Origin of the sequence: Cohnella sp. 56 (genome assembly GCF_037963805.1) — a bacterium.
In the GTDB taxonomy this organism is placed as follows: domain Bacteria; phylum Bacillota; class Bacilli; order Paenibacillales; family Paenibacillaceae; genus Cohnella.
Genome location: NZ_JAZDQE010000003.1, coordinates 556111 through 575056, shown reverse-complemented (window position 1 = coordinate 575056; position 18946 = coordinate 556111). Strand labels below are relative to the sequence as shown.

General features: G+C 60.3%; 14 protein-coding genes. 1 reads left to right on the top strand and 13 read right to left on the bottom strand.

Features of this window, described 5'->3' with window-relative positions; all coding sequences use genetic code 11:
• Positions 1 to 7 precede the first annotated feature (7 nt).
• On the top strand, positions 8 to 955 hold the full coding sequence (locus tag VQ071_RS08085; protein WP_340513395.1) for a LysR family transcriptional regulator: 948 nt from the start codon (positions 8 to 10) through the stop codon (positions 953 to 955).
• 314 nt (positions 956 to 1269) lie between these two features.
• On the opposite strand, the gene argH is transcribed toward VQ071_RS08085, so the two are convergent.
• The 13 genes from argH to VQ071_RS08020 all read right to left on the bottom strand — a co-directional run bounded on the left by argH (position 1270) and on the right by VQ071_RS08020 (position 18918).
• The gene (argH, locus tag VQ071_RS08080; RefSeq protein WP_340513394.1) at positions 1270 to 2685 is read right to left on the bottom strand and encodes an argininosuccinate lyase; all 1416 of its coding nucleotides are present in this window, start codon (positions 2683 to 2685) and stop codon (positions 1270 to 1272) included.
• Positions 2686 to 3166: 481 nt separating this feature from the next.
• Complete coding sequence (locus tag VQ071_RS08075; protein WP_340513393.1) at positions 3167 to 4405, bottom strand: argininosuccinate synthase; 1239 nt, start codon at positions 4403 to 4405, stop codon at positions 3167 to 3169.
• A gap of 56 nt (positions 4406 to 4461) precedes the next feature.
• A complete protein-coding gene (argF, locus tag VQ071_RS08070; protein WP_340513392.1) occupies positions 4462 to 5424 on the bottom strand; it encodes an ornithine carbamoyltransferase in 963 nt (320 codons plus the stop codon).
• A 670-nt stretch (positions 5425 to 6094) separates the two neighbouring features.
• On the bottom strand, positions 6095 to 7276 hold the full coding sequence (locus VQ071_RS08065; protein ID WP_340513391.1) for an acetylornithine transaminase: 1182 nt from the start codon (positions 7274 to 7276) through the stop codon (positions 6095 to 6097).
• 62 nt (positions 7277 to 7338) lie between these two features.
• Complete coding sequence (gene argB / locus VQ071_RS08060; RefSeq protein WP_340513390.1) at positions 7339 to 8121, bottom strand: acetylglutamate kinase; 783 nt, start codon at positions 8119 to 8121, stop codon at positions 7339 to 7341.
• Positions 8122 to 8134: 13 nt separating this feature from the next.
• Positions 8135 to 9361 carry a bifunctional ornithine acetyltransferase/N-acetylglutamate synthase gene (gene argJ, locus VQ071_RS08055; protein ID WP_340513389.1) on the bottom strand — a complete coding sequence of 409 codons (1227 nt, stop codon included), beginning with the start codon at positions 9359 to 9361 and terminating at the stop codon, positions 8135 to 8137.
• A 22-nt stretch (positions 9362 to 9383) separates the two neighbouring features.
• The gene (gene argC / locus VQ071_RS08050) at positions 9384 to 10475 is read right to left on the bottom strand and encodes an N-acetyl-gamma-glutamyl-phosphate reductase (RefSeq protein WP_340513388.1); all 1092 of its coding nucleotides are present in this window, start codon (positions 10473 to 10475) and stop codon (positions 9384 to 9386) included.
• A gap of 559 nt (positions 10476 to 11034) precedes the next feature.
• Entirely contained in the window at positions 11035 to 11244 is a 210-nt protein-coding gene (locus VQ071_RS08045; protein WP_340513387.1) for a hypothetical protein, read from the bottom strand.
• A gap of 256 nt (positions 11245 to 11500) precedes the next feature.
• Complete coding sequence (locus VQ071_RS08040; protein WP_340513386.1) at positions 11501 to 12442, bottom strand: YitT family protein; 942 nt, start codon at positions 12440 to 12442, stop codon at positions 11501 to 11503.
• Between the two features lie 224 nt (positions 12443 to 12666).
• A protein-coding gene (prfB, locus tag VQ071_RS08035) for a peptide chain release factor 2 (protein ID WP_340513385.1) occupies positions 12667 to 13795 on the bottom strand; the annotation gives its coding sequence in 2 pieces (ribosomal slippage) (positions 12667 to 13716 and positions 13718 to 13795; 1128 coding nt in all).
• A 101-nt stretch (positions 13796 to 13896) separates the two neighbouring features.
• A complete protein-coding gene (gene secA, locus VQ071_RS08030; protein ID WP_340513384.1) occupies positions 13897 to 16413 on the bottom strand; it encodes a preprotein translocase subunit SecA in 2517 nt (838 codons plus the stop codon).
• A 296-nt stretch (positions 16414 to 16709) separates the two neighbouring features.
• Complete coding sequence (locus tag VQ071_RS08025; RefSeq protein ID WP_340513383.1) at positions 16710 to 18140, bottom strand: transposase; 1431 nt, start codon at positions 18138 to 18140, stop codon at positions 16710 to 16712.
• An 88-nt stretch (positions 18141 to 18228) separates the two neighbouring features.
• Positions 18229 to 18918, bottom strand: coding sequence for a hypothetical protein (locus tag VQ071_RS08020; protein WP_340513382.1), 690 nt, complete (start codon positions 18916 to 18918; stop codon positions 18229 to 18231).
• Positions 18919 to 18946 lie beyond the last annotated feature (28 nt).

The following is an 18946-nucleotide window of genomic DNA, read 5'->3' as shown; positions in this document are numbered from 1 at the left end:
ATCATAGATGAAATCTATAGTGATTTTAGCAGCTCATTACGATCGCAAAAGAGAGCGGGGCAGCCATATGAATCCTCAGCAGCTTCGAATTTTTATGCAGGCCGCGGAAGGCCGCAGCTTGACGGAGACCGCCGTCGCGCTCGGCCTGAAGCAGCCTACCGTTTCCTTCCATATGCAAAAGCTGGAGCAGTCGGCCGGCGTGTCGTTGTTCCGCAAGCAAGGGGGACGCATGCGCCTGACGGATGCGGGCGAAGCGCTGCTCCCCTATGCGGCGAAAATATCGGCACTGCTGGACGAAGCGGAGCAGCTCATGGCGGACTACAGGGAACAGGGGCGCGGCAAGCTGAAGATCGGCGCCAGCTACACGCCCGCCACCTACTTCCTGCCCGCCTATCTGGCCGAGTTCCAGATGCAGCATCCGCTGGCGCTGCCCACGCTGACCGTCAAGCAGGCCGGCGCTGCGCTCTCCCTGCTCCAGAGCTACGAGATCGACGTTGCCGTCGTCTCGCTGGCCGAGGAGCCCTATCCCGGCCTCAACATCGTTCCCTTGAGCGAGGACCCGCTGACGCTGGCGCTGGCCCCCTTCCACCCGCTGGCCGCAGGCGAGGTCGGGATTGCGGAGCTGCAGGGGCAGCCGTTCCTCGTCCACGAGCCCGGCTCGACGTCCCGCCGGCTGTCCGAGCGATGGGCCGCCGACAACGGCCTGCGCTGGCAGATCCGCATGGAGCTCGGCGCCATCGAGACGATCAAGGAGGCCGTCAAGCATGGCATGGGCATCGGCATCCTGCCGCGCCGCAGCGTGCGCCGGGAGGAGCTGGGCGGCGAGCTCGCGCTGCGGGAGCTGCCCGGCAAGGTCAGCCCGCGGACGATCTGCCTCGTCTACCGCAAGGAGGATGCGCCCAACCGCCAGGCCGCCGCTTTTATCGCGTTTATGCGGGAGAAGCTGAGCGTATAGCGCATCCGACTCGCGCCGTCATCGTTGCCCGGCGTGCATCGTCTATTCGCTCAGCCTTGTGTATTGCGTGCGTCTTCGGCTGCATCTGTCACGGAAGTCCCTGCTTCGATTCGCGGCACCAGGCAGCGTTCATCGATGCCAAGCAGCTCACGCGAGCAAAAAAATCCCCGCCGACGATGCGCCGCACGGCGTCATCGGGACGGGGATTGCTATAACGCATCAGTCGGAACGCTTGCTCGGTCCAGCTTCGCTCAGCTGGCGTCAAGCCGGTTGCGGCTTTGTGCTTCGACAGCCGATTTTAGCGGCTTAGCGGCTTAGCGGCTTTTCTCGGCGTATTCGTCCGCCCATGCTTGCGTCTCGGCAAGCGCGGCTTCAGCCCGGCCGATTGCCGCTTCAACCTGGTTCGCGGCCGTGCCGCCGTAGACGTTGCGCGCGGCGACGACGGTCTCCGGCTTCAGCGTCTCGTAGATGCGGTCGTCGAACAGCTCGGAGAACTGCTTGAACTCGTCCAGCGTCAGGTCGAGCAGGAACTTGTTCTGCTGGATGCAGTACAGCACCGTCTTGCCGATGACCTCATGCGCCTGGCGAAACGGCAGTCCCTTGTTGACGAGGAAGTCGGCGATGTCGGTCGCGTTGGAAAAGTCCTGGTCGACGGCGCTGCGCATCTTGTCCTTGCGCACCTTCATCGTCGCGATCATCGGCGCGAACAGCTGGAGCGCGCCCTGCAGCGTCTTCACGGTGTCGAACATGCCTTCCTTGTCTTCCTGCATGTCCTTGTTGTACGCGAGCGGCAGCGACTTCAGCACGGTCAGCAGGCCGACGAGGTTGCCGTACACGCGCCCCGTCTTGCCGCGCACGAGCTCGGGCACGTCGGGGTTTTTCTTCTGCGGCATGATGCTCGAGCCGGTGCAGAAAGCGTCGTCCAGCTCGACGAACTGGAACTCCGTGCTCGACCAGAGGATCAGCTCCTCGCTCAGACGCGACAGATGCGTCATGATGAGCGATGCGCCGGCCAGGAACTCGACGATAAAGTCGCGGTCGCTGACGGCGTCGAGGCTGTTCTCGTACACGCGGCCGAAGTTCAGCAGCTCCGCTGTGTACAGGCGGTCGATCGCGAACGTCGTGCCCGCGAGCGCACCCGCGCCGAGCGGCAGCGCGTCGATGCGCTTGTAGCTGTCCTGCAGCCGCTCGATGTCGCGGCCGAACATGGACACGTACGCCATCAGATGATGGGCGAACAAAATCGGCTGCGCGCGCTGCAGATGCGTATAGCCCGGCACGATCGTGTCGAGGTTGGCCTTGGCCTGGCCGATGAGCGCCTCCTGCAGCTTGGCCAGCAGGCCGACAAACTCGACGACGCGCTTGCGCAGGTACAGGTGCATATCGGTCGCGACCTGGTCGTTGCGGCTGCGGCCGGTGTGCAGCTTGCCGCCGACGGGGCCGATCTCCTCGATGAGCGCCTTCTCGATGTTCATATGAATGTCTTCGTCGGCGATCAGGAACTGCTGCTCCCCGCTGCGGATGCGCTGCTGCACCTTCAGCAGGCCCGCCTTGATCGTCTCGACATCCTCCTGCGGCAGGATGCCGCAGCGTCCCAGCATCGTCACATGCGCGAGACTTCCCTGGATATCCTCCTCGGCCAGCTCCTTGTCGAACGTGATCGACGCCGTATATTCCTCTACCAGCTGGTCGGTCTTCTTCGTGAACCGGCCGCCCCACAGCTTGCTCATGACGCTAGTTAGCCCCTCTCTCAAGTTCCGTGCTGCCCTCTTCGTGGCTCAGGCGGATAACGCGGCGGTCTCGCTGCCGCATATTGTTGTCCGGCACCCTCGCTTTGCGCGCCTCATGCGAATACCTGCATATATGCAGTTAAATGAGCGGTATGACGTAAGCAAATGGCGTTTAACTGCATATGTGCAGCTAATTTGCCGTTTTTCCCGCAAATGATCGGCGATCCGGCCAAATAACTGCATATTTGCATCTATTCATTCTTCGGCTAGAAAAGGGAACGAGATAACTGCACAAATGCAGTTATCTCCGTGGCGATGCGGATGTTGCGGTGTTGCGGATGTTGCGGGTGTTGCGGGTGTTGCGGGTGTTGCGGGTGTTGCGGGTGTTGCGGGTGTTGCGGGTGTTGCGGTGTTGCGGTATTGCGGTGTTGCGGTGTTGCGGGTGTTGCCAGCGGACGAACCGCTTATCTGTGCGCGGTTCTTAGACGCCGGAAGCGCCGTTCACGCCGGACGATACCTTGAGACGCAGCGCGTTCAGGCGGATGAAGCCGGTCGCATCGCCTTGGTCGTAGGCTTGGGTCGGGTCGGCCTCCATCGTGGCGATGTGCGGGTTGTACAGGCTGACCGGGCTCTTCAGGCCGGCGGCCAGGATATTGCCCTTGTACAGCTTGAGGCGCACGGTGCCGGTGACGTTTTTCTGGCTCTCGTTCACGAGCGCTTGGATGGCGAGCCGCTCCGGCGCGAACCAGAAGCCGTTGTACACGAGCGTGCTGTACTTCGCGATGAGCGAGTCGCGCAGGTGCATGACGTCGCGGTCCATCGTCAGCGACTCCATCTTGCGGTGGGCGGTGAACAGGATGCTGCCGCCCGGCGTCTCGTACACGCCGCGGGACTTCATGCCGACGAAGCGGTTCTCGACCATGTCGACGCGGCCGATGCCGTGCTTGCCGCCCAGCTCGTTGAGCTTGTTCATCACTTCAAGCGGGGACAGCTTCTCGCCGTTGACGGCGACGACGTTGCCCGCTTCGAAGTCAAGCTCGACGTATTCGGCTTCGTCCGGCGCCTTCTCCGGAGATACGCTCAGCACGTACATGTCCTGCACGTCGTCCGCGCTGGAGTCGAACCAAGGGTCCTCGAGCATGCCGCTCTCGAAGCTGATGTGCAGCAGGTTGCGGTCCATCGAATACGGCTTGGCGGCGGACGCCTGCACGTTGATGCCGTGCTTCTCGGCGTAGGCGATCATCTCGGCGCGGCCCGGGAACGCCTCGCGGAACGCTTCGTCGCGCCACGGCGCGATGACCTTGATGTCGGGCGCGAGCGCGGCCGCGGTCAGCTCGAAGCGGACCTGGTCGTTGCCCTTGCCGGTCGCACCGTGCGCGATGGCGGTGGCGCCTTCGGCGCGGGCGATCTCGACCATGCGCTTGGCGATGAGCGGACGCGCGATCGAGGTGCCGAGCAGATACTGGCCTTCATAGAGCGCGCCGGCCTGGAACATCGGATAGATGAAGTCCTTGGCGAACTCGTCCTGCAGGTCGTCGATATACACCTTGGAGGCGCCGGTCTTGATCGCTTTTTCCTCCAGGCCGTCCAGCTCTTCCTTCTGGCCGATGTCGGCCGTGAAGGTGATGATCTCTGCGTCGTACGTCTCCTTCAGCCACGTGAGAATGACGGACGTATCCAGGCCGCCGGAGTAGGCGAGCACGATTTTTTCTTTTGCCATGGTAGGGATGAACGCTCCTCTATTGTGAAAAATGGATGCGGCGCGGCGGCCGGTTGTTACATGATGGCGGCCATGACGGCCTTCTGCGCGTGCAGGCGGTTCTCAGCTTCGTCGAAAATGATGGAGTGCGGGCCGTCGATGACGCCCTCGCTCACTTCCTCGCCGCGATGCGCCGGCAGGCAGTGCATGAACAGGTAGTCGGACTTGGCATACGCCGCCAGCTCCTCGTTGACCTGGTAGTTCTTGAACGCGCGCTCGCGCTCCTGCTGCTCGGCCTCGAAGCCCATGCTCGCCCACACGTCCGTGTAGATGATGTCGGCGCCTTCGACCGCCTCGCGGGCGTCGCGCACGATGTCGACACGGGAGCCGGACTGGGACGCGAACTCGCGGGCCAGCTTGACCTGCTCCGCATCCGGCTCGTAGCCCTCGGGCGAAGCGCTGGCGAAGTGGATGCCCAGCTTGCTCGCGCCGATCATGAGCGAATGCACCATGTTGTTGCCGTCGCCGATGTAGGCGACCTTGAGCCCTTCGAGCTTGCCCTTGTGCTCCAGAATCGTCTGATAGTCGGCGAGCGCCTGGCACGGATGAGATTGGTCGGACAGCGCGTTGATGACCGGGATCGTCGCGCCGCGCGCCAGCTCGACCACATTGCGGTGGCCGAAAGTGCGGATGATGATGCCGTCCAGGTAGCGCGACAGCGTCTGCGCCGTATCGCGGATCGTCTCGCCGCGGCCCATCTGAATGTCGTTTTTGCTCAGAAACAGACCGTGGCCGCCGAGCTGGAACATGCCGACTTCGAACGACACGCGTGTGCGGGTGGAAGACTTCTCGAAGATCATGCCGAGCGTCTTGCCCTTGAGGGGCTGGTACACTTCGCCGCTCTTCTGCTTGCGCTTGAGCTCGATGGCGAGGTCGAGCAGATAACGGATCTCGTCAGGCTGGTAATCGACGAGCCCCAGGAAATCCCGCCCCTTGAGGCCTTGGGCGAGTTCTTCGGCGTTGACGGCCGGGTTAGGCATGGCGATACCTCCTAGTCAATGTCAAGGGACGCGGCGGCCCCGAAAATGTTCAAGCGACGGCGCCAAGCGCGCACGTGCGGAACGGCTGCCCCCGAGGGGGCGGATTCGCACCGATGCTCGCGGGCTAAGCGCGCGTGATGGGCGTCGGCCAGCACGGTGCGGATCGCATTCAATTAGCTGCCAATTTGCAGTTAATTGATCCCGGACCGCGCCCTCGGGCAGCGATAACTGCATTTATACAGCTAAATTCCACTCCTGCACCGGATTGTGGCCGCTGTGCGAGGGGTTAACTGTATATTTGCAGCTATCGCGCCGGAAATGCCGTCGCCTCGGGCAAATAACTGCATATTCGCAGTTATTGTCGCTGATAGGCTGTGCGCAACTGCATATTCGCAGTTATGTCGCTGATAAACTGTGAGCAACTGCATATTCGCAGTTATGTCGCTGATAAGCTGCGAGCAACTGCATATTCGCAGTTATGTCGCTGATAGGCTGTGCGCAACTGCATATTCGCAGTTATGTCGCTGATAGGCTGTGCGCAACTGCATATTCGCAGTTATGTCGCTGATAGGCTGCGCGCAACTGAATATTCGCAGTTATGTCGCTGATAGGCTGTGCGCAACTGCATATTCGCAGTTATGTCGCTGATAGGCTGCGAGCCGGCTGCAGATCAGTTCGTCGCCTTCGCGGCGGCCGCTTCGGTCAGCACGGCGGCGATAAGTTCGACCGCGCGGTCGATGTCCTCGCGCGACACGAGCAGACTCGGCAGCAGGCGGATGACCGTCGGTCCCGCCGAGACGACGAGCAGGCCGCGCTGATGCAGCTCGCTCACCCAGTCGGCGACCGGCTCGGTGCACTGGATGCCGATGAGCAGGCCGCGGCCGCGAATCTCGGTCACGAGCGGCAGATCCAGCAGCTTGTCGCTCAGCTGAGCGACCAGATACTCGCCGGACTCCGCCGCGCGCGCCGGCGCGTCCTGCTTGAGGATCGACTCGATCGTGGCGGCCACGACCGTCGAGGCGATCGGCGTGCCGCCGAACGTCGTCGCATGCGAGCCGGCCGTGAACGCCGGGATCAGCTTCTCCTTGCCGAGCATCGCGCCGACCGGGAAACCGCTGCCGATGCCCTTGGCGAGCGTGAAGATGTCCGGCTCGACGTCATAGTGCTGATGTGCGAACAGCTTGCCGGTGCGGCCCATGCCGGTCTGCACCTCATCGAGGATGAGCAGCAAGCCGTGGCGGTCGCACAGCTCGCGGACGCCGCGCAGGAAGTCGGGATCGACGACGATGACGCCGCCCTCGGCCTGCACCAGCTCGAGCATGATCGCGGCCGTGCGATCTGTGATCGCCGCCTCGAGCGCCGGCAGATCGTGCAGCGGTACATGGACGAAGCCTTCCGGCAGCGGCAGGAAGCCTTCCTTGACCTTGTCCTGTCCGGTCGCGGTCAGCGTCGCCAGCGTACGTCCGTGGAACGACTGCGTGAACGTGATGACCTCGTAGCGGCCGGTGCCCAGCACCTTCTGGTGATAGCGGCGGGCCAGCTTGATGGCGGCCTCGTTCGCCTCGGCACCGCTGTTGCAGAAGAACACGGCGTCCGCGCAGCTATTGTCGGTCAGCAGCTTGGCGGCCTTTTCCTGGAACGGGTTCACAAAAAGGTTGGACGCATGCCACAGCTCCCCGAGCTGCGCGACGAGCGCATCCTTCACCTCGTCCGGCACATGACCGAGATTGGTGACGGCCAGGCCGCCCATAAAGTCGAGATACTCCTTGCCTTGATCGTCCCACAGGCGGCTGCCTTTGCCCTTGACGAGTGCGATCGGATAGCGTGCGTAGGTCGGGAACAAGCTGCTCATGTTTTCCACTCCTTTTAAAGGTTCGTTCGCGAAGGGCGCCGTGCGTCTCCCGCCATCTATCGTTAGCCCCGTACGATGCGGGTGCCGAGGTTGACCTCGTTCACCGCCCGGCTTAGCACGCGCGGCGCGCTGCCGTCGACGATCAGCACCTCGCGCACATCGCCGGTGAGGCAGGCCATCGCGGCCCGCACCTTGGGGATCATGCCGCCGTATATCTCGCCGCTCGCGATCATCTCTTCGATCTGCGCGAACGTGACCTGCGGCAGCACCTGCTTCTCGCCTTCCACCGTCCGCATGATGCCCGGCACGTCGGTCACGACGATCATCGTGGCGACGCCCAGATGAGAGGCGACCGCGCCTGCGGCGGTGTCGGCGTTGATGTTGTAGCGCTGGCCGGCCGCGTCGATGCCGATCGGCGCGATGACGGGCAGATAGCCGAGCGCGACGATGCCCTGGATCAGCTCGGCGTTGACGCCGGTCACGTCGCCGACGAGGCCGACGACATCCGCGTTCGCCACGGGCCGCGCCTCGATCAGCCGGCCGTCGGTACCGGACAAGCCGAGCGCACGCGCGCCGCTCTGCTGCAGCCGCCGCACGATCTGCTTGTTGATGCGGCCGGCGAGCACCATCTCGACGACCTCGAGCGTCGGCTCGTCGGTCACGCGCAGGCCGCCTTCAAAGCGGCTCTCGATGCCGAGCTGGCCGAGCGTCTCGTTGATCGCCGGGCCGCCCCCGTGCACGATGACCGGCTGCGCCCCGCCCTCTTGCAGATCGCGCAGATCCTCGAAAAACGCGTCCGGCAGCGCGGCGAGCGTACTGCCGCCGCATTTCATGACAAATGCCATCGCTGCGCCCCCCTTACGTCCGATATGCGGCGTTGATCCGCACGTAATCGTAGGTCAGGTCGCAGCCCCAGGCGAGCGCCTGGCCGCTGCCCGTATGCAGGTCGACGCGAATCGCGACCGTGTCGCCCTTGAGATACACCAGCGCGGCGTCCTCGTCGAACGGGATCGGACGTGACTGCTCCAGCACGAGAATGTCGCCGAGCCGCACGTCGACCGTGCCGACGTTGAGCGGGACGCCCGCGCGGCCCGCGGCCGCGATGATCCGGCCCCAGTTGGCGTCCGCGCCGAATGCGGCCGACTTGACCAGGCTCGACCCGATGATCGTCTTGGCAATCGCCTGGGCGTCCGCATCGCTCGCGGCGCCGGTGACAATCGTCTCGATCAGCTTGGTGGCGCCTTCGCCGTCGCGCGCGATCGCCTTGGCCAGCTCCTGGCAGACGTAGCGCAGCCCTTCGGCGAACGCCGCCCAGTCCGGATGCGCCGGCGTCAGCTCGTTGTTGCCCGCGAGTCCGTTCGCCATCGCCACGAGCATGTCGTTGGTGCTGGTGTCGCCGTCGACGGTGATCATGTTAAAGGTCAGATTCGTAATGTCGCGCAGCAGCGTCTGCAGCGCCGTCGAGCCGATAGCGGCGTCCGTGGTGACGAAGCCGAGCATCGTTGCCATGTTCGGGTGGATCATGCCGGAGCCTTTGGCGGCGCCGGCGATGGTCACCTCTGCGCCGTCCACGACGACGCGGACGCAGGCGGTCTTCTTGACCAGGTCGGTCGTCAGAATCGCCTGGCAGAAGTCGTCGGAGCCGGACGCGTCACCCTTGAGCCGCTCCGGCAGCTGCTCGATGCCCGCGCTGACGCGGTCCATCTTGAGCGGCTCGCCGATGACGCCGGTCGAAGCGACGGCGACCCGGTTCTTCGCCACGCCGAGCGCCTCGGCGATCTGCGCGCGCATCGCGTACGCGTCGGCCTCGCCCTGGGCGCCGGTGCAGGCGTTGGCGTTGCCGCTGTTGACGAGCACTGCGGTGAGCAGGCCTTCTTCAGCCAGGCTCTCTCGCGTCACCTGCAGCGGAGCCGCCTGGAATAAATTCGTCGTATATACCGCCGCAGCCGCTGCCGGCACCTCGCTCACGATGACGCCGAGATCGTGACGATCCGTTTTTTTCAGACCGCAATGCAGTCCGCCCGCCTTGAAGCCCTTGGGCGTCGTCACGCCGCCGTCCGGCACGATGAGATAGCTCTTCCCCATGTCGCTCCCGTTCCCCCGTCCGTTATGGATAGACCGGCAGGAACGTCAGACCCGTCGTCTCGTCCCAGCCCATCATCAAGTTCAAATTCTGAATCGCCTGGCCCGACGCGCCCTTGACGAGGTTGTCGATGACGGACACGACGGTGAGCCGCTTGGTCCGCTCGTCGACGAGCACGCCGATGTCGCAGTAGTTCGAGCCGTACACTTCCTTGGTCGCCGGCCATGTGCCCTCGGGGCGCACGCGCACGAACTTGCGGCCCTCGTAGAACTGTGCGTACAGCTCGCGGAAGTCTGCGGTCGTGCGGGTCTTGTCGGTCAGGCTCGCGTACATCGTGCTCATGATGCCGCGCGTCATCGGCACGAGATGCGTCGTGAACGACACGGTCACCGGACCGCCCGCCGCGCGCGCGAGCGTCTGCTCGATCTCCGGTGTGTGCTGGTGCTGGTGGATCTTGTAGGCTTTGAAGTTCTCGTTGACTTCGGAAAAGTGGGCGCTCATATTGAGCCCGCGGCCCGAGCCGGACACACCGGTCTTGGCGTCGATGATGATGCTGTCGGGATCGATCCAGCCGGCCTTGACCGCCGGATACAGACCGAGTGTCGTCGCCGTCGGGAAGCAGCCCGGATTGGTGATGAAGTCGGCTCCGCGCGCCTCGTCCCCGAACAGTTCGCACATGCCGAACACTGCGCGGTCGAGTTCGTCCTGCTGCGGGGCCTCTTTTTTGTACCACTTGGCGTAGCTCTCCCGGTCCTTGAGCCGGAAGTCGCCGGACAGGTCGATGACCTTGAGCCCCGCCGCGAGGAACGAGCCCGCCAGCTTCGTGCTGACGCCGTGGGGCGTCGCGAAAAAGACGACGTCGGCCTTGCCGGCGATCAGATCCGGGTCGACCGCATCGAGGATGTCGGTGCGAATCTCCGTCAGATGCGGATAGCCGGCCGCGATCGGCTCGCCCGCGTTGGACGAGGAGATCACGGACGTGATCGTCACGTACGGATGGGCGGCCAGCAGCCGGATCAGCTCGACGCCGCCGTAGCCGGTAGAGCCGACGATTGCGACGCGCACATGGGGCGCGGCCGATGATGACGAATCGGATGCGAATGATGATGATTGCATTTTACATACACTCCTTGCTGTATAAAGGAATGGGATGCCGCCGCAGGTCGGCAGGCATCCGCCGTTCATAGCAAACTATTTCCATTGTACCGGATCGCGGAGGGGTTGTCTAAAGCAAGTTAAGCCCGCCGTCGCGTTCATGGCTATGTATGGAGAGGTGCTTCAGTTGCCCCCTCGTGCGGCCGATGTTGAGTATCGCGAGTGCGAGAGCGGCAGCGCTGCGGCCCACCGGGTCCGGAGATCGATGTGTATCATTATACATTCGAATGATTATTTATTCAATAAAAGTTTGCGGGGTGGGTGATTTGGCGCGGTGGTGCAAATCAGGGATGCTGCCGTTCGTGCGTCGATGTACTGGGGCTGAGGAGGAGGCCGCGGGCCGGCTGCGCTCCCTCTGGGCGAGTATGTACACGATTGTACGTGTATCTCCTGCCGGATGCGGCCATTCCGAGCGAGATACACGATTCTGCCGTGTATCTCCTGCCGAATGCGGCCATTCCGGGCCAGATACACGATTCTGCCGTGCATCTCCTGCCGGATGCGGCCATTCCGGGCGGAGTTACACGATTCTACCGTGTATCTCCTGCTGGATGCGGCCATTCCGGGCGAGATACACGATTCTGCCGTGTATCTCCTGCCGGATATGGCCGTTCCGGGCCAGATACACGATTCTGCCGTGCATCTCCTGCTGGATGCGGCCATTCCGGGCGAGATACACGATTCTGCCGTGTATCTCCTGCCGAATGCGGCCATTCCGGGCCAGATACACGATTCTGCCGTGTATCTCCTGCTGGATGCGGCCTTTCCGGGCCGAGTTACACGATTCTGCCGTGCATCTCCTGCCGGATGCGGCCATTCCGGGCCAGATACACGATTCTGCCGTGTATCTCCTGCCGGATGCGGCCGTTTAAGGAGTGTTGCACGATTGTACCGTGTATCTCGGCATGCTGCAGTCCAAGCACTCGATGTCACAACTGCGCACGCCAACATATGACCGTCCTGTTCCATCCGGCCAAGCACCATTCTTACTTCGCCTTCCGCCCTCCCGGCAGCTGCGGCTCGTGGAACCCCTCCCCCAGCACCTCAGCCGCATTCGTGATGATGACGAACGCGCCGGGATCGGCGTCTTGCACGAGCAGCTTGAGCCGGGTCACCTCGTTCTGGCCGACGACGGTCATGAGCACGGGGCGCTGCTCGCCCGTGAATCCGCCTTCTCCCTGCAGCTTGGTGAGGCCGCGGTCGAGGTCGATGAGCACGGCTTGCGATACCCTCTCCGGCTGCGTCGTCACGATGAAGGCGGCCTTGGACGTCTGCAGGCCGGTCTGCACAACGTCGATCGTCTTGCTCGTGACGAACAGGCCGATCAGGGCGTAGAGCGCATTCTCGGGCGCGATGAGGATGCCGGCCGAGAGGATAACGAGGCCGTCCAGCGTCGCGACTGCAAGTCCGAGACGCAGGCCGGTGTAGCGATGGACGATCTGCGCGGCGGCATCGAGACCGCCGGTGGAGGCTTGGCCGCGGAAGACGAGGCCGAGGCCAAGTCCGACGCCGAGCCCGCCGTAGATGGCGGCGAGCAATGGGTTGTGTGTCGGCGGCGCCCAATGCGCCGTGAGCAGCACGAACAGCGGCAGCACGATGGAGCCGACGGCGGTCTTGATGCCGAAGCGGCTGCCGAAGACGGCAATGCCTGCGATGAATAGCGGGATGTTGAGCGTCCACTGGGTGTAGGCCGGCTTGATGCCGGTCAAGCTGTTGACGATGACCGAGATGCCGGAGACGCCGCCGGAAGCGATCTTGTTAGGAAGAAAGAACAGATTGAAGCTGACTGCGATCAAAAAGGAGCCGACAAGCAGCAGCGCCATGGACTCGCTATTGCGGTAAAGTATCGATCTCGGCTTGCGGCGGCGCTTGTTAGGTCTGACATCCTGAGGGTGTCCTGCTTGGCGTGCACCGTTCGTATTGTCCATCTGTAAGGCACTCTCTCTCGGTTAGGATCATTCATGGGAAGGCGGCTGCATATGAAAAGGCAAGTTCCGCACCCGGCACCGCACGGTGAGCACGCTTGCCGATGGAGGCCGGTCATGGCCCACGTAGCGGGTGAGCCGTGCCGGCAATCGGAAAGTCTCTTCCTCGCGTTGCCAATAGTGTCGGAACTTGCCGTGTGCTTTATGCGAAGCGAGCAGAATCGTCTTTACTCCGCCGCCGCCGGATCTTGCTTGATCTGGCTGCGCAGGTAACCGTCGATGAACGGATCGAGCTCGCCGTCCATGACCGCCTGCACGTTGCCCGTCTCGACGCTGGTCCGATGATCCTTCACCATGCTGTACGGGTGGAACACATACGAACGGATCTGGCTGCCCCAGGCGATGTCGAGCTGCTCGCCGCGAATAGCGGCCAGCTCGGCCTGCTGCTCCTGGATCTTCTTTTCATACAACTTGGATTGCAGCATCTTCATCGCGCGGTCGCGGTTGGAAATCTGCGAGCGCTCGGTCTGGCAGGCGACGACGATGCCGGTCGGCAAGTGAGTGAGGCGGATGGCCGAGTCGGTCTTGTTGATATGCTGGCCGCCGGCGCCGCTCGCCCGGTACGTATCGACGCGCAGATCCTCGGGCCGGATCTCGATCGTGATGTCGTCCGGAATCTCCGGCACGACGTCGCAGGAGACGAAGGACGTATGGCGTCTGCCGGACGCGTCGAACGGCGAGATGCGCACGAGCCGGTGTACGCCCTTCTCGGCCTTCAGGTAGCCGTAGGCATTGTAGCCGCGCACCATGATGGTGACGCTCTTGATGCCCGCCTCGTCTCCCGGCAGATAGTCGAGCAGCTCCACCTTGAAGCCTTTCTTTTCCGCCCAGCGCGTATACATCCGGTACAGCATCGAAGCCCAGTCCTGCGACTCCGTGCCGCCAGCTCCCGGGTGCAGCTCAAGGATGGCGTGCGACTTGTCGTAAGGCTGGTTGAGCAGCAGCTGCAGCTCGAAGTCGTCGACCTTCTTGGACAGCGCCTTGACGCTGCCGACCCACTCGGCCTCCAGATCGGCGTCCGTCTCCTCCTCAAGCATCTCCTGCATCGCTTCGAGATCCTCCTGCTCGGCCGCAAGCGTCGTGTATTGCTCGACGACACCCTTGACCGCATTGAGCTCGGAGATGACGCTCTGCGCCTTCTCGTTGTCGTCCCAGAAGTCGGGTGCGCTCATCTTCTCCTCGAAGTTCGCGATCATCTCTTGCTTGAGATCTAAGTCAAAGAGACCCCCTAAGGTAAGTGAGTCGCTTCGCGGATTCGCGAAGGTCTTGCTTGGCTGTGTAATCGTTAACGGACATGTAAGATCACCTCAAGTTAGAATCGTTCCGACATGCAAGAGCGATGCTCCCCGGCGCGGTGTCGTCGATACCGCCCGGCGGAGCACCGCCCCCGTGCCAGATCAGTCTATGCGACCGTGGCACATTTTGTATTTCTTGCCGCTGCCGCAAGGACAGGGGTCATTGCGTCCGACACGCTGCTCAGGCGACCTGGCCGGGCGCTTCGGTCCGGCTTCGACCTTCGTATCGACAGCCTGGCCTTCGGCGACAGCTTCGCGCTTCACGTTGCTCTCGACCTGCGCCTTCATGATGTAGAGCGTCACTTCCTCTTCGATCCGCTCGATCATGGACAGGAACATATTATGTCCCTCGAACTGATATTCGCGAAGCGGATCGTTGCCGCCGTAGGCGCGCAGATGGATGCCCTGACGCAGCTGGTCCATCGCGTCGATGTGGTCCATCCACTTGCTGTCGACGGCGCGGAGGACGACGACCTTCTCGAACTCGCGCATCGTCTCTTCGCCGATCATCTGCTCGCGCTCGTTGTACAGCTGCTCGATGCGCTCCATCAACAGGTCGACGATCTCTTCCTTTTCCTTGCCCCACAGATCGTCCTTGTTCACGCGGTCTTCCGGCAGGAAGTTCGCATGGGCGTAGCCCGCGAGACCTTCGAGATCCCAATCCTCCGGCACATCGTCGCCCGGGCAGTGCTTGTCCACTGCGCGCTCGACGACCGACTTGATCATCGGCATGACGACGTCGCGGATCTTCTCCGCACTGAGAATCTGGCGGCGGTCGCCGTAGATCTTCTCACGCTGCAGGTTGATGACGTCGTCATATTGCAGGACGACGCGGCGGGCATCGAAGTTGCTGCCCTCGACGCGCTTCTGCGCCGACTCGATCGCGCGCGTGATGAGACGGCTCTCGATCGGGGATTCCTCGTCGAAGCCAAGGCGCTCCATCATGCCCATGATGTTGTCCGCGCCAAACCGGCGCATGAGCTCGTCCTCCATCGACAGGTAGAACTGCGAGGAGCCCGGGTCGCCCTGACGGCCGGCGCGGCCGCGGAGCTGATTGTCGATCCGGCGGCTCTCATGCCGCTCGGTGCCGATGATGTGGAGGCCGCCGAGATCCGGTACGCCCTCGCCGAGCAGGATGTCCGTACCGCGACCGGCCATGTTCGTGGCGATCGTGACCGTGCCGCGCTGACCTGCGCTCGAGATGATCTCCGCTTCCTCAGCGTGGTACTTCGCATTCAGCACCTGGTGCTTGATGCCCTTCTTCTTCAGCATCTCCGACACGCGCTCCGAGTTCTCGATCGATACGGTGCCGACCAGCACCGGTTGCCCCGTCTGGTGGCGCTTCACGATCTCCTCGACGACGGCGCGGAACTTGCTGTTCTCCGTCTTGTAGACGACGTCCGGGATGTCCTTGCGGATATTCTGGCGGTTCGTCGGAATCTGTACGACCTCGAGACCGTAGATCCGCTTGAACTCCTCTTCCTCCGTCTTCGCCGTGCCGGTCATGCCGGCCAGCTTGCGATACATGCGGAAGTAATTCTGGAACGTAATCGTCGCGAGCGTCATGCTCTCGTTCTGAACGTTCAGGCCTTCCTTCGCCTCGATCGCCTGATGCAGCCCGTCGCTGTAGCGGCGGCCCGCCATCAGACGGCCCGTGAACTCGTCGACGATGACGACTTCTTCTTCTTGCACGACGTAATCGACGTCCCGCTTCATAATGAAGCGAGCGCGCAGCGCCTGATTGACGTGATGGTTGATCAGCACATGCTCATGCGCGAACAAGTTGTCGATATCGAACGCCTGCTCCACCTTCGTCACGCCGGCTTCCGTCAAGGCGATGCTGCGCATTTTCACGTCGATCGTGAAGTCTTCCGTATCCTTCAGCCGGCTGGCCACGCGGTCCGCTTGATAATACAGCTGCGTCGACTTCTGCGCCTGGCCGGAGATGATCAGCGGCGTACGCGCCTCGTCAATCAGGATGGAGTCGACTTCGTCGATAATAGCGTAATAGAGCGGACGTTGAACCATCTGCTCTTGATACAACACCATATTGTCGCGCAGGTAGTCGAAGCCGAACTCGTTGTTCGTCCCGTATGTGATATCGCAGGCATAGGCCGCCTGCTTTTCCTCATGGGAAAGACCGTGCAGGTTGCAGCCGACCGTCATGCCCAGGAAATTGTACACTTGTCCCATCAGCTGACTGTCCCGCTGGGCCAGGTAATCGTTCACCGTGACCACGTGCACGCCCTTGCCTGCCAGCGCGTTCAGATAGACCGCCAGCGTGCCGACGAGCGTCTTGCCTTCGCCTGTCTTCATCTCGGCGATCTTGCCGCTGTGCAGCACCATGCCGCCCATCAGCTGGACGTCGTAATGGCGCTGCCCCAGTACCCGCACCGCAGCCTCGCGTACGACCGCGAACGCCTCCGGCAGCAGATCGTCCAGTTCAAAATTTTCTTTATTCAGGCGATTGCGGAACTCCTCCGTCTTGGCACGGAGCTGTTCGTCGCTTAGCCCTTTAACTGAAGACTCCAGCTCGTTGATCTCATCGACCGTCTTGGACAGCCGCTTCACTTCGCGCTCATTGGCGTCTCCGAATATCTTCTTCACTATTCCGAGCATATGATACCCCTTCCCCTTATGCGGGATGACCGTATTTTTATATTTTAGCAGTTAAGCGGGAGGGGGGCAAGGAAAGGGCCAACGGCTCATTCATAAGCTTCCCTTCAATATTTATCTTCAGAATCGACATTTGGAAGCAGCGATATAAATCGCGCTAATGTAAACATTGTCATAATTAGTCCAGCCATAGATTGAATAGTTAATATTATAGCGCTAAGGCTGAGTCAATTTCATAATTAATCATAGCAGTAGCTTAAGAGGGCAGAAAACGAGGAAATCTCTTTTTTGCACAAATTTTAAGAGGCTTGCTTTTGGCTTTGGCTGTTTTTCCTGTCGACCGCAAATCGGCATAATGTATAGCTTAATACGCTTAGCGCTGCATCGACCTCAGCACGTTTTCCTCGGTGCTCAGAACGACCCAGGCCATAATATTCTTTTAAGTAAGCAAAAATACGTTCAACCGCGGTTCGTTGGTCATAGGTTTCCTCGTAGCTTTGGCTCGCTCGCGCAGGCACAGTAAACCGTCTTAGATCCTGTCCCACTTTAATCTTTTTTATTTTCTGGCATTGGTCCTTACTCGGCAGCGGGCAGGTTGCACATTCCTTCGGACGGGTAAACTTTAATCGCTTATACTCGGCGTCGAAGCTGTCATACACGAAGGCGTGCCCCTTTTTGCAGATCGGGCTGAACTGCTCGTTATATCCTTCGGGCGGCTTATCGCTGCGTTCGTTGAAATCAATTAGCGGCCAAGCATTCATTTCCCGTACTTGTTTGTAAACGGCCATAAAATCATAGCCCGCGTCTGCGAGCACATGCCGGACAGACCAGTTTGGAAGATCTCCGGTAAACTTCTTCAGCAAAGGAATCGCTATTCGTCCATCGCTGACATGCGCGGAGCTGAAGAGAGCCGACACCAGGTACTGGCTTTTGCTGTCTGCCAGCGCGTGGAGCTTGTAGCCGTACCACCACTTCTGCTTTCCGTCGCTGCCCGTTTTGCTCGAAGAGCTCGGATGCTTAGGGATGTGCGGTTGCAGATCTTCAAAAGGGAGCGGCAGCATTTCTTCGATTTTTCGCTCAAACAAGGGCAATGAGGCTTCCCATGCGGCTCTCTCCTGCCGCCGCCGCTCCATGTCTTCCGCTTTTGGACGCCCTCGCTTGTATTGTTTTCTAGGATCAGCTACCGGCGATGGCGCAGGCACGCTAACCGCCGCCTCCGTGATGAGCGCAGGGTGCGGCGTATCAGGTGCGGCTATTTTGGCCTTTTTTCGAGCAGGACTGTTTTCGTCCGCTTCGATGTGAGAGGAGTCCATGCAGAGAATGTCACCGGAAATAAAACCGGCAGCGTACGCTAGCCGAATCATTTGCTCATGCAACGTCCAAAGCACGCCACTATCCGCCAACTTGGTGTATAGTCGTGAAAATGACGCTTCGCTTGGCAAGGCATCGGAGCCTCGAAAACGGCATGTCATTCGAAACTCCACACTACTCTTTAAACGTCGGAGCATATCCTTAGTGGTCGGGATACGTTCTATTTTTGAAATCAGCAGCGCATAAATCATGGCCGCCGTATTCAACTCTTCCGGACGCCCCCGATGTGTTTGTTTATTTACCACACGCAGGGCAGGGGCCAAGTCCAGTTCGCTAAAAATCAGTCCATACTTGTCATCGGGAGACATTTCCATCAATTCTTGCAGGGAAAACAGCTCTTCTTGGCGAATCGAATACAACAGAGTACCTCCTTTGTTGAGAGTGTGGTGTGGTAACCTTTCACTTCTACAACTTGGGTAGGTACTCCTTTTTTTGTGCCTGAAAGCCTTAGTGCCATATGGCTTTATAATTATGAAATTGACTCAGGCTGTTTGTAATTTCAAAATTAGCTTGTCCAAACGTAGTCATAGTGACAAAACTAATATACATGGCTTGAACAAACGTATTATGAATCGGCGTTATTCCCTCCGGATTATCGCCAGCAAAGTAAATGTGAATATTAGAATAGTAGGTTACCGCAAACCAAAATACAATCTCCACATAATTGTGCAACAGTAAAATAATGATGCGTGTCTTTCCTTGAATTTTATAATCGGATGATTTATAGGAATCAAACAAAAGAGCATTAATCTGATAAACCATGATCTCGAAAATACGTAATACACCGTATATCAAGAAAATACTTGTGAGAAACTTACTTACATTTAGATTAACGACGATCAATAAAATAACTAATGATCCAACAGTATGCCCAACAACCCACCATGAGGAGAAGTTAGAACCAAACTTCTTATCGGCTTCGCGATGTGCTAAATTCCGAAGAACTGAAAGCTGCCCTTCTCTAAGAAGCTCGGTGGGCATACTTTTACGCAATTTACGATAGGTTACGCTGAACCAAATCCGCCTGCATATCGCTCTTACTAAAATAAATAACGATAAATATTGCAGAAAATGAAATATAGCTGCATAAACGTACACGATGTCTCTAGAGGATTTATTCCACATAAGTTTGCTCATCCTTGAACCCCTTTTATCAAAAGTACTC

Excerpts from the sequence above, each read along its gene's own strand:
- VQ071_RS08085 (WP_340513395.1), top strand. The coding sequence starts at position 8 with ATGAAATCTATAGTGATTTTAGCAGCTCATTACGATCGCAAAAGAGAG.
- argH (WP_340513394.1), bottom strand. The coding sequence starts at position 2,685 with ATGAGCAAGCTGTGGGGCGGCCGGTTCACGAAGAAGACCGACCAGCTG.
- VQ071_RS08075 (WP_340513393.1), bottom strand. The coding sequence starts at position 4,405 with ATGGCAAAAGAAAAAATCGTGCTCGCCTACTCCGGCGGCCTGGATACG.
- argF (WP_340513392.1), bottom strand. The coding sequence starts at position 5,424 with ATGCCTAACCCGGCCGTCAACGCCGAAGAACTCGCCCAAGGCCTCAAG.
- VQ071_RS08065 (WP_340513391.1), bottom strand. The coding sequence starts at position 7,276 with ATGAGCAGCTTGTTCCCGACCTACGCACGCTATCCGATCGCACTCGTC.
- argB (WP_340513390.1), bottom strand. The coding sequence starts at position 8,121 with ATGGCATTTGTCATGAAATGCGGCGGCAGTACGCTCGCCGCGCTGCCG.
- argJ (WP_340513389.1), bottom strand. The coding sequence starts at position 9,361 with ATGGGGAAGAGCTATCTCATCGTGCCGGACGGCGGCGTGACGACGCCC.
- argC (WP_340513388.1), bottom strand. The coding sequence starts at position 10,475 with ATGCAATCATCATCATTCGCATCCGATTCGTCATCATCGGCCGCGCCC.
- VQ071_RS08040 (WP_340513386.1), bottom strand. The coding sequence starts at position 12,442 with ATGGACAATACGAACGGTGCACGCCAAGCAGGACACCCTCAGGATGTC.
- secA (WP_340513384.1), bottom strand. The coding sequence starts at position 16,413 with ATGCTCGGAATAGTGAAGAAGATATTCGGAGACGCCAATGAGCGCGAA.
- VQ071_RS08020 (WP_340513382.1), bottom strand. The coding sequence starts at position 18,918 with ATGAGCAAACTTATGTGGAATAAATCCTCTAGAGACATCGTGTACGTT.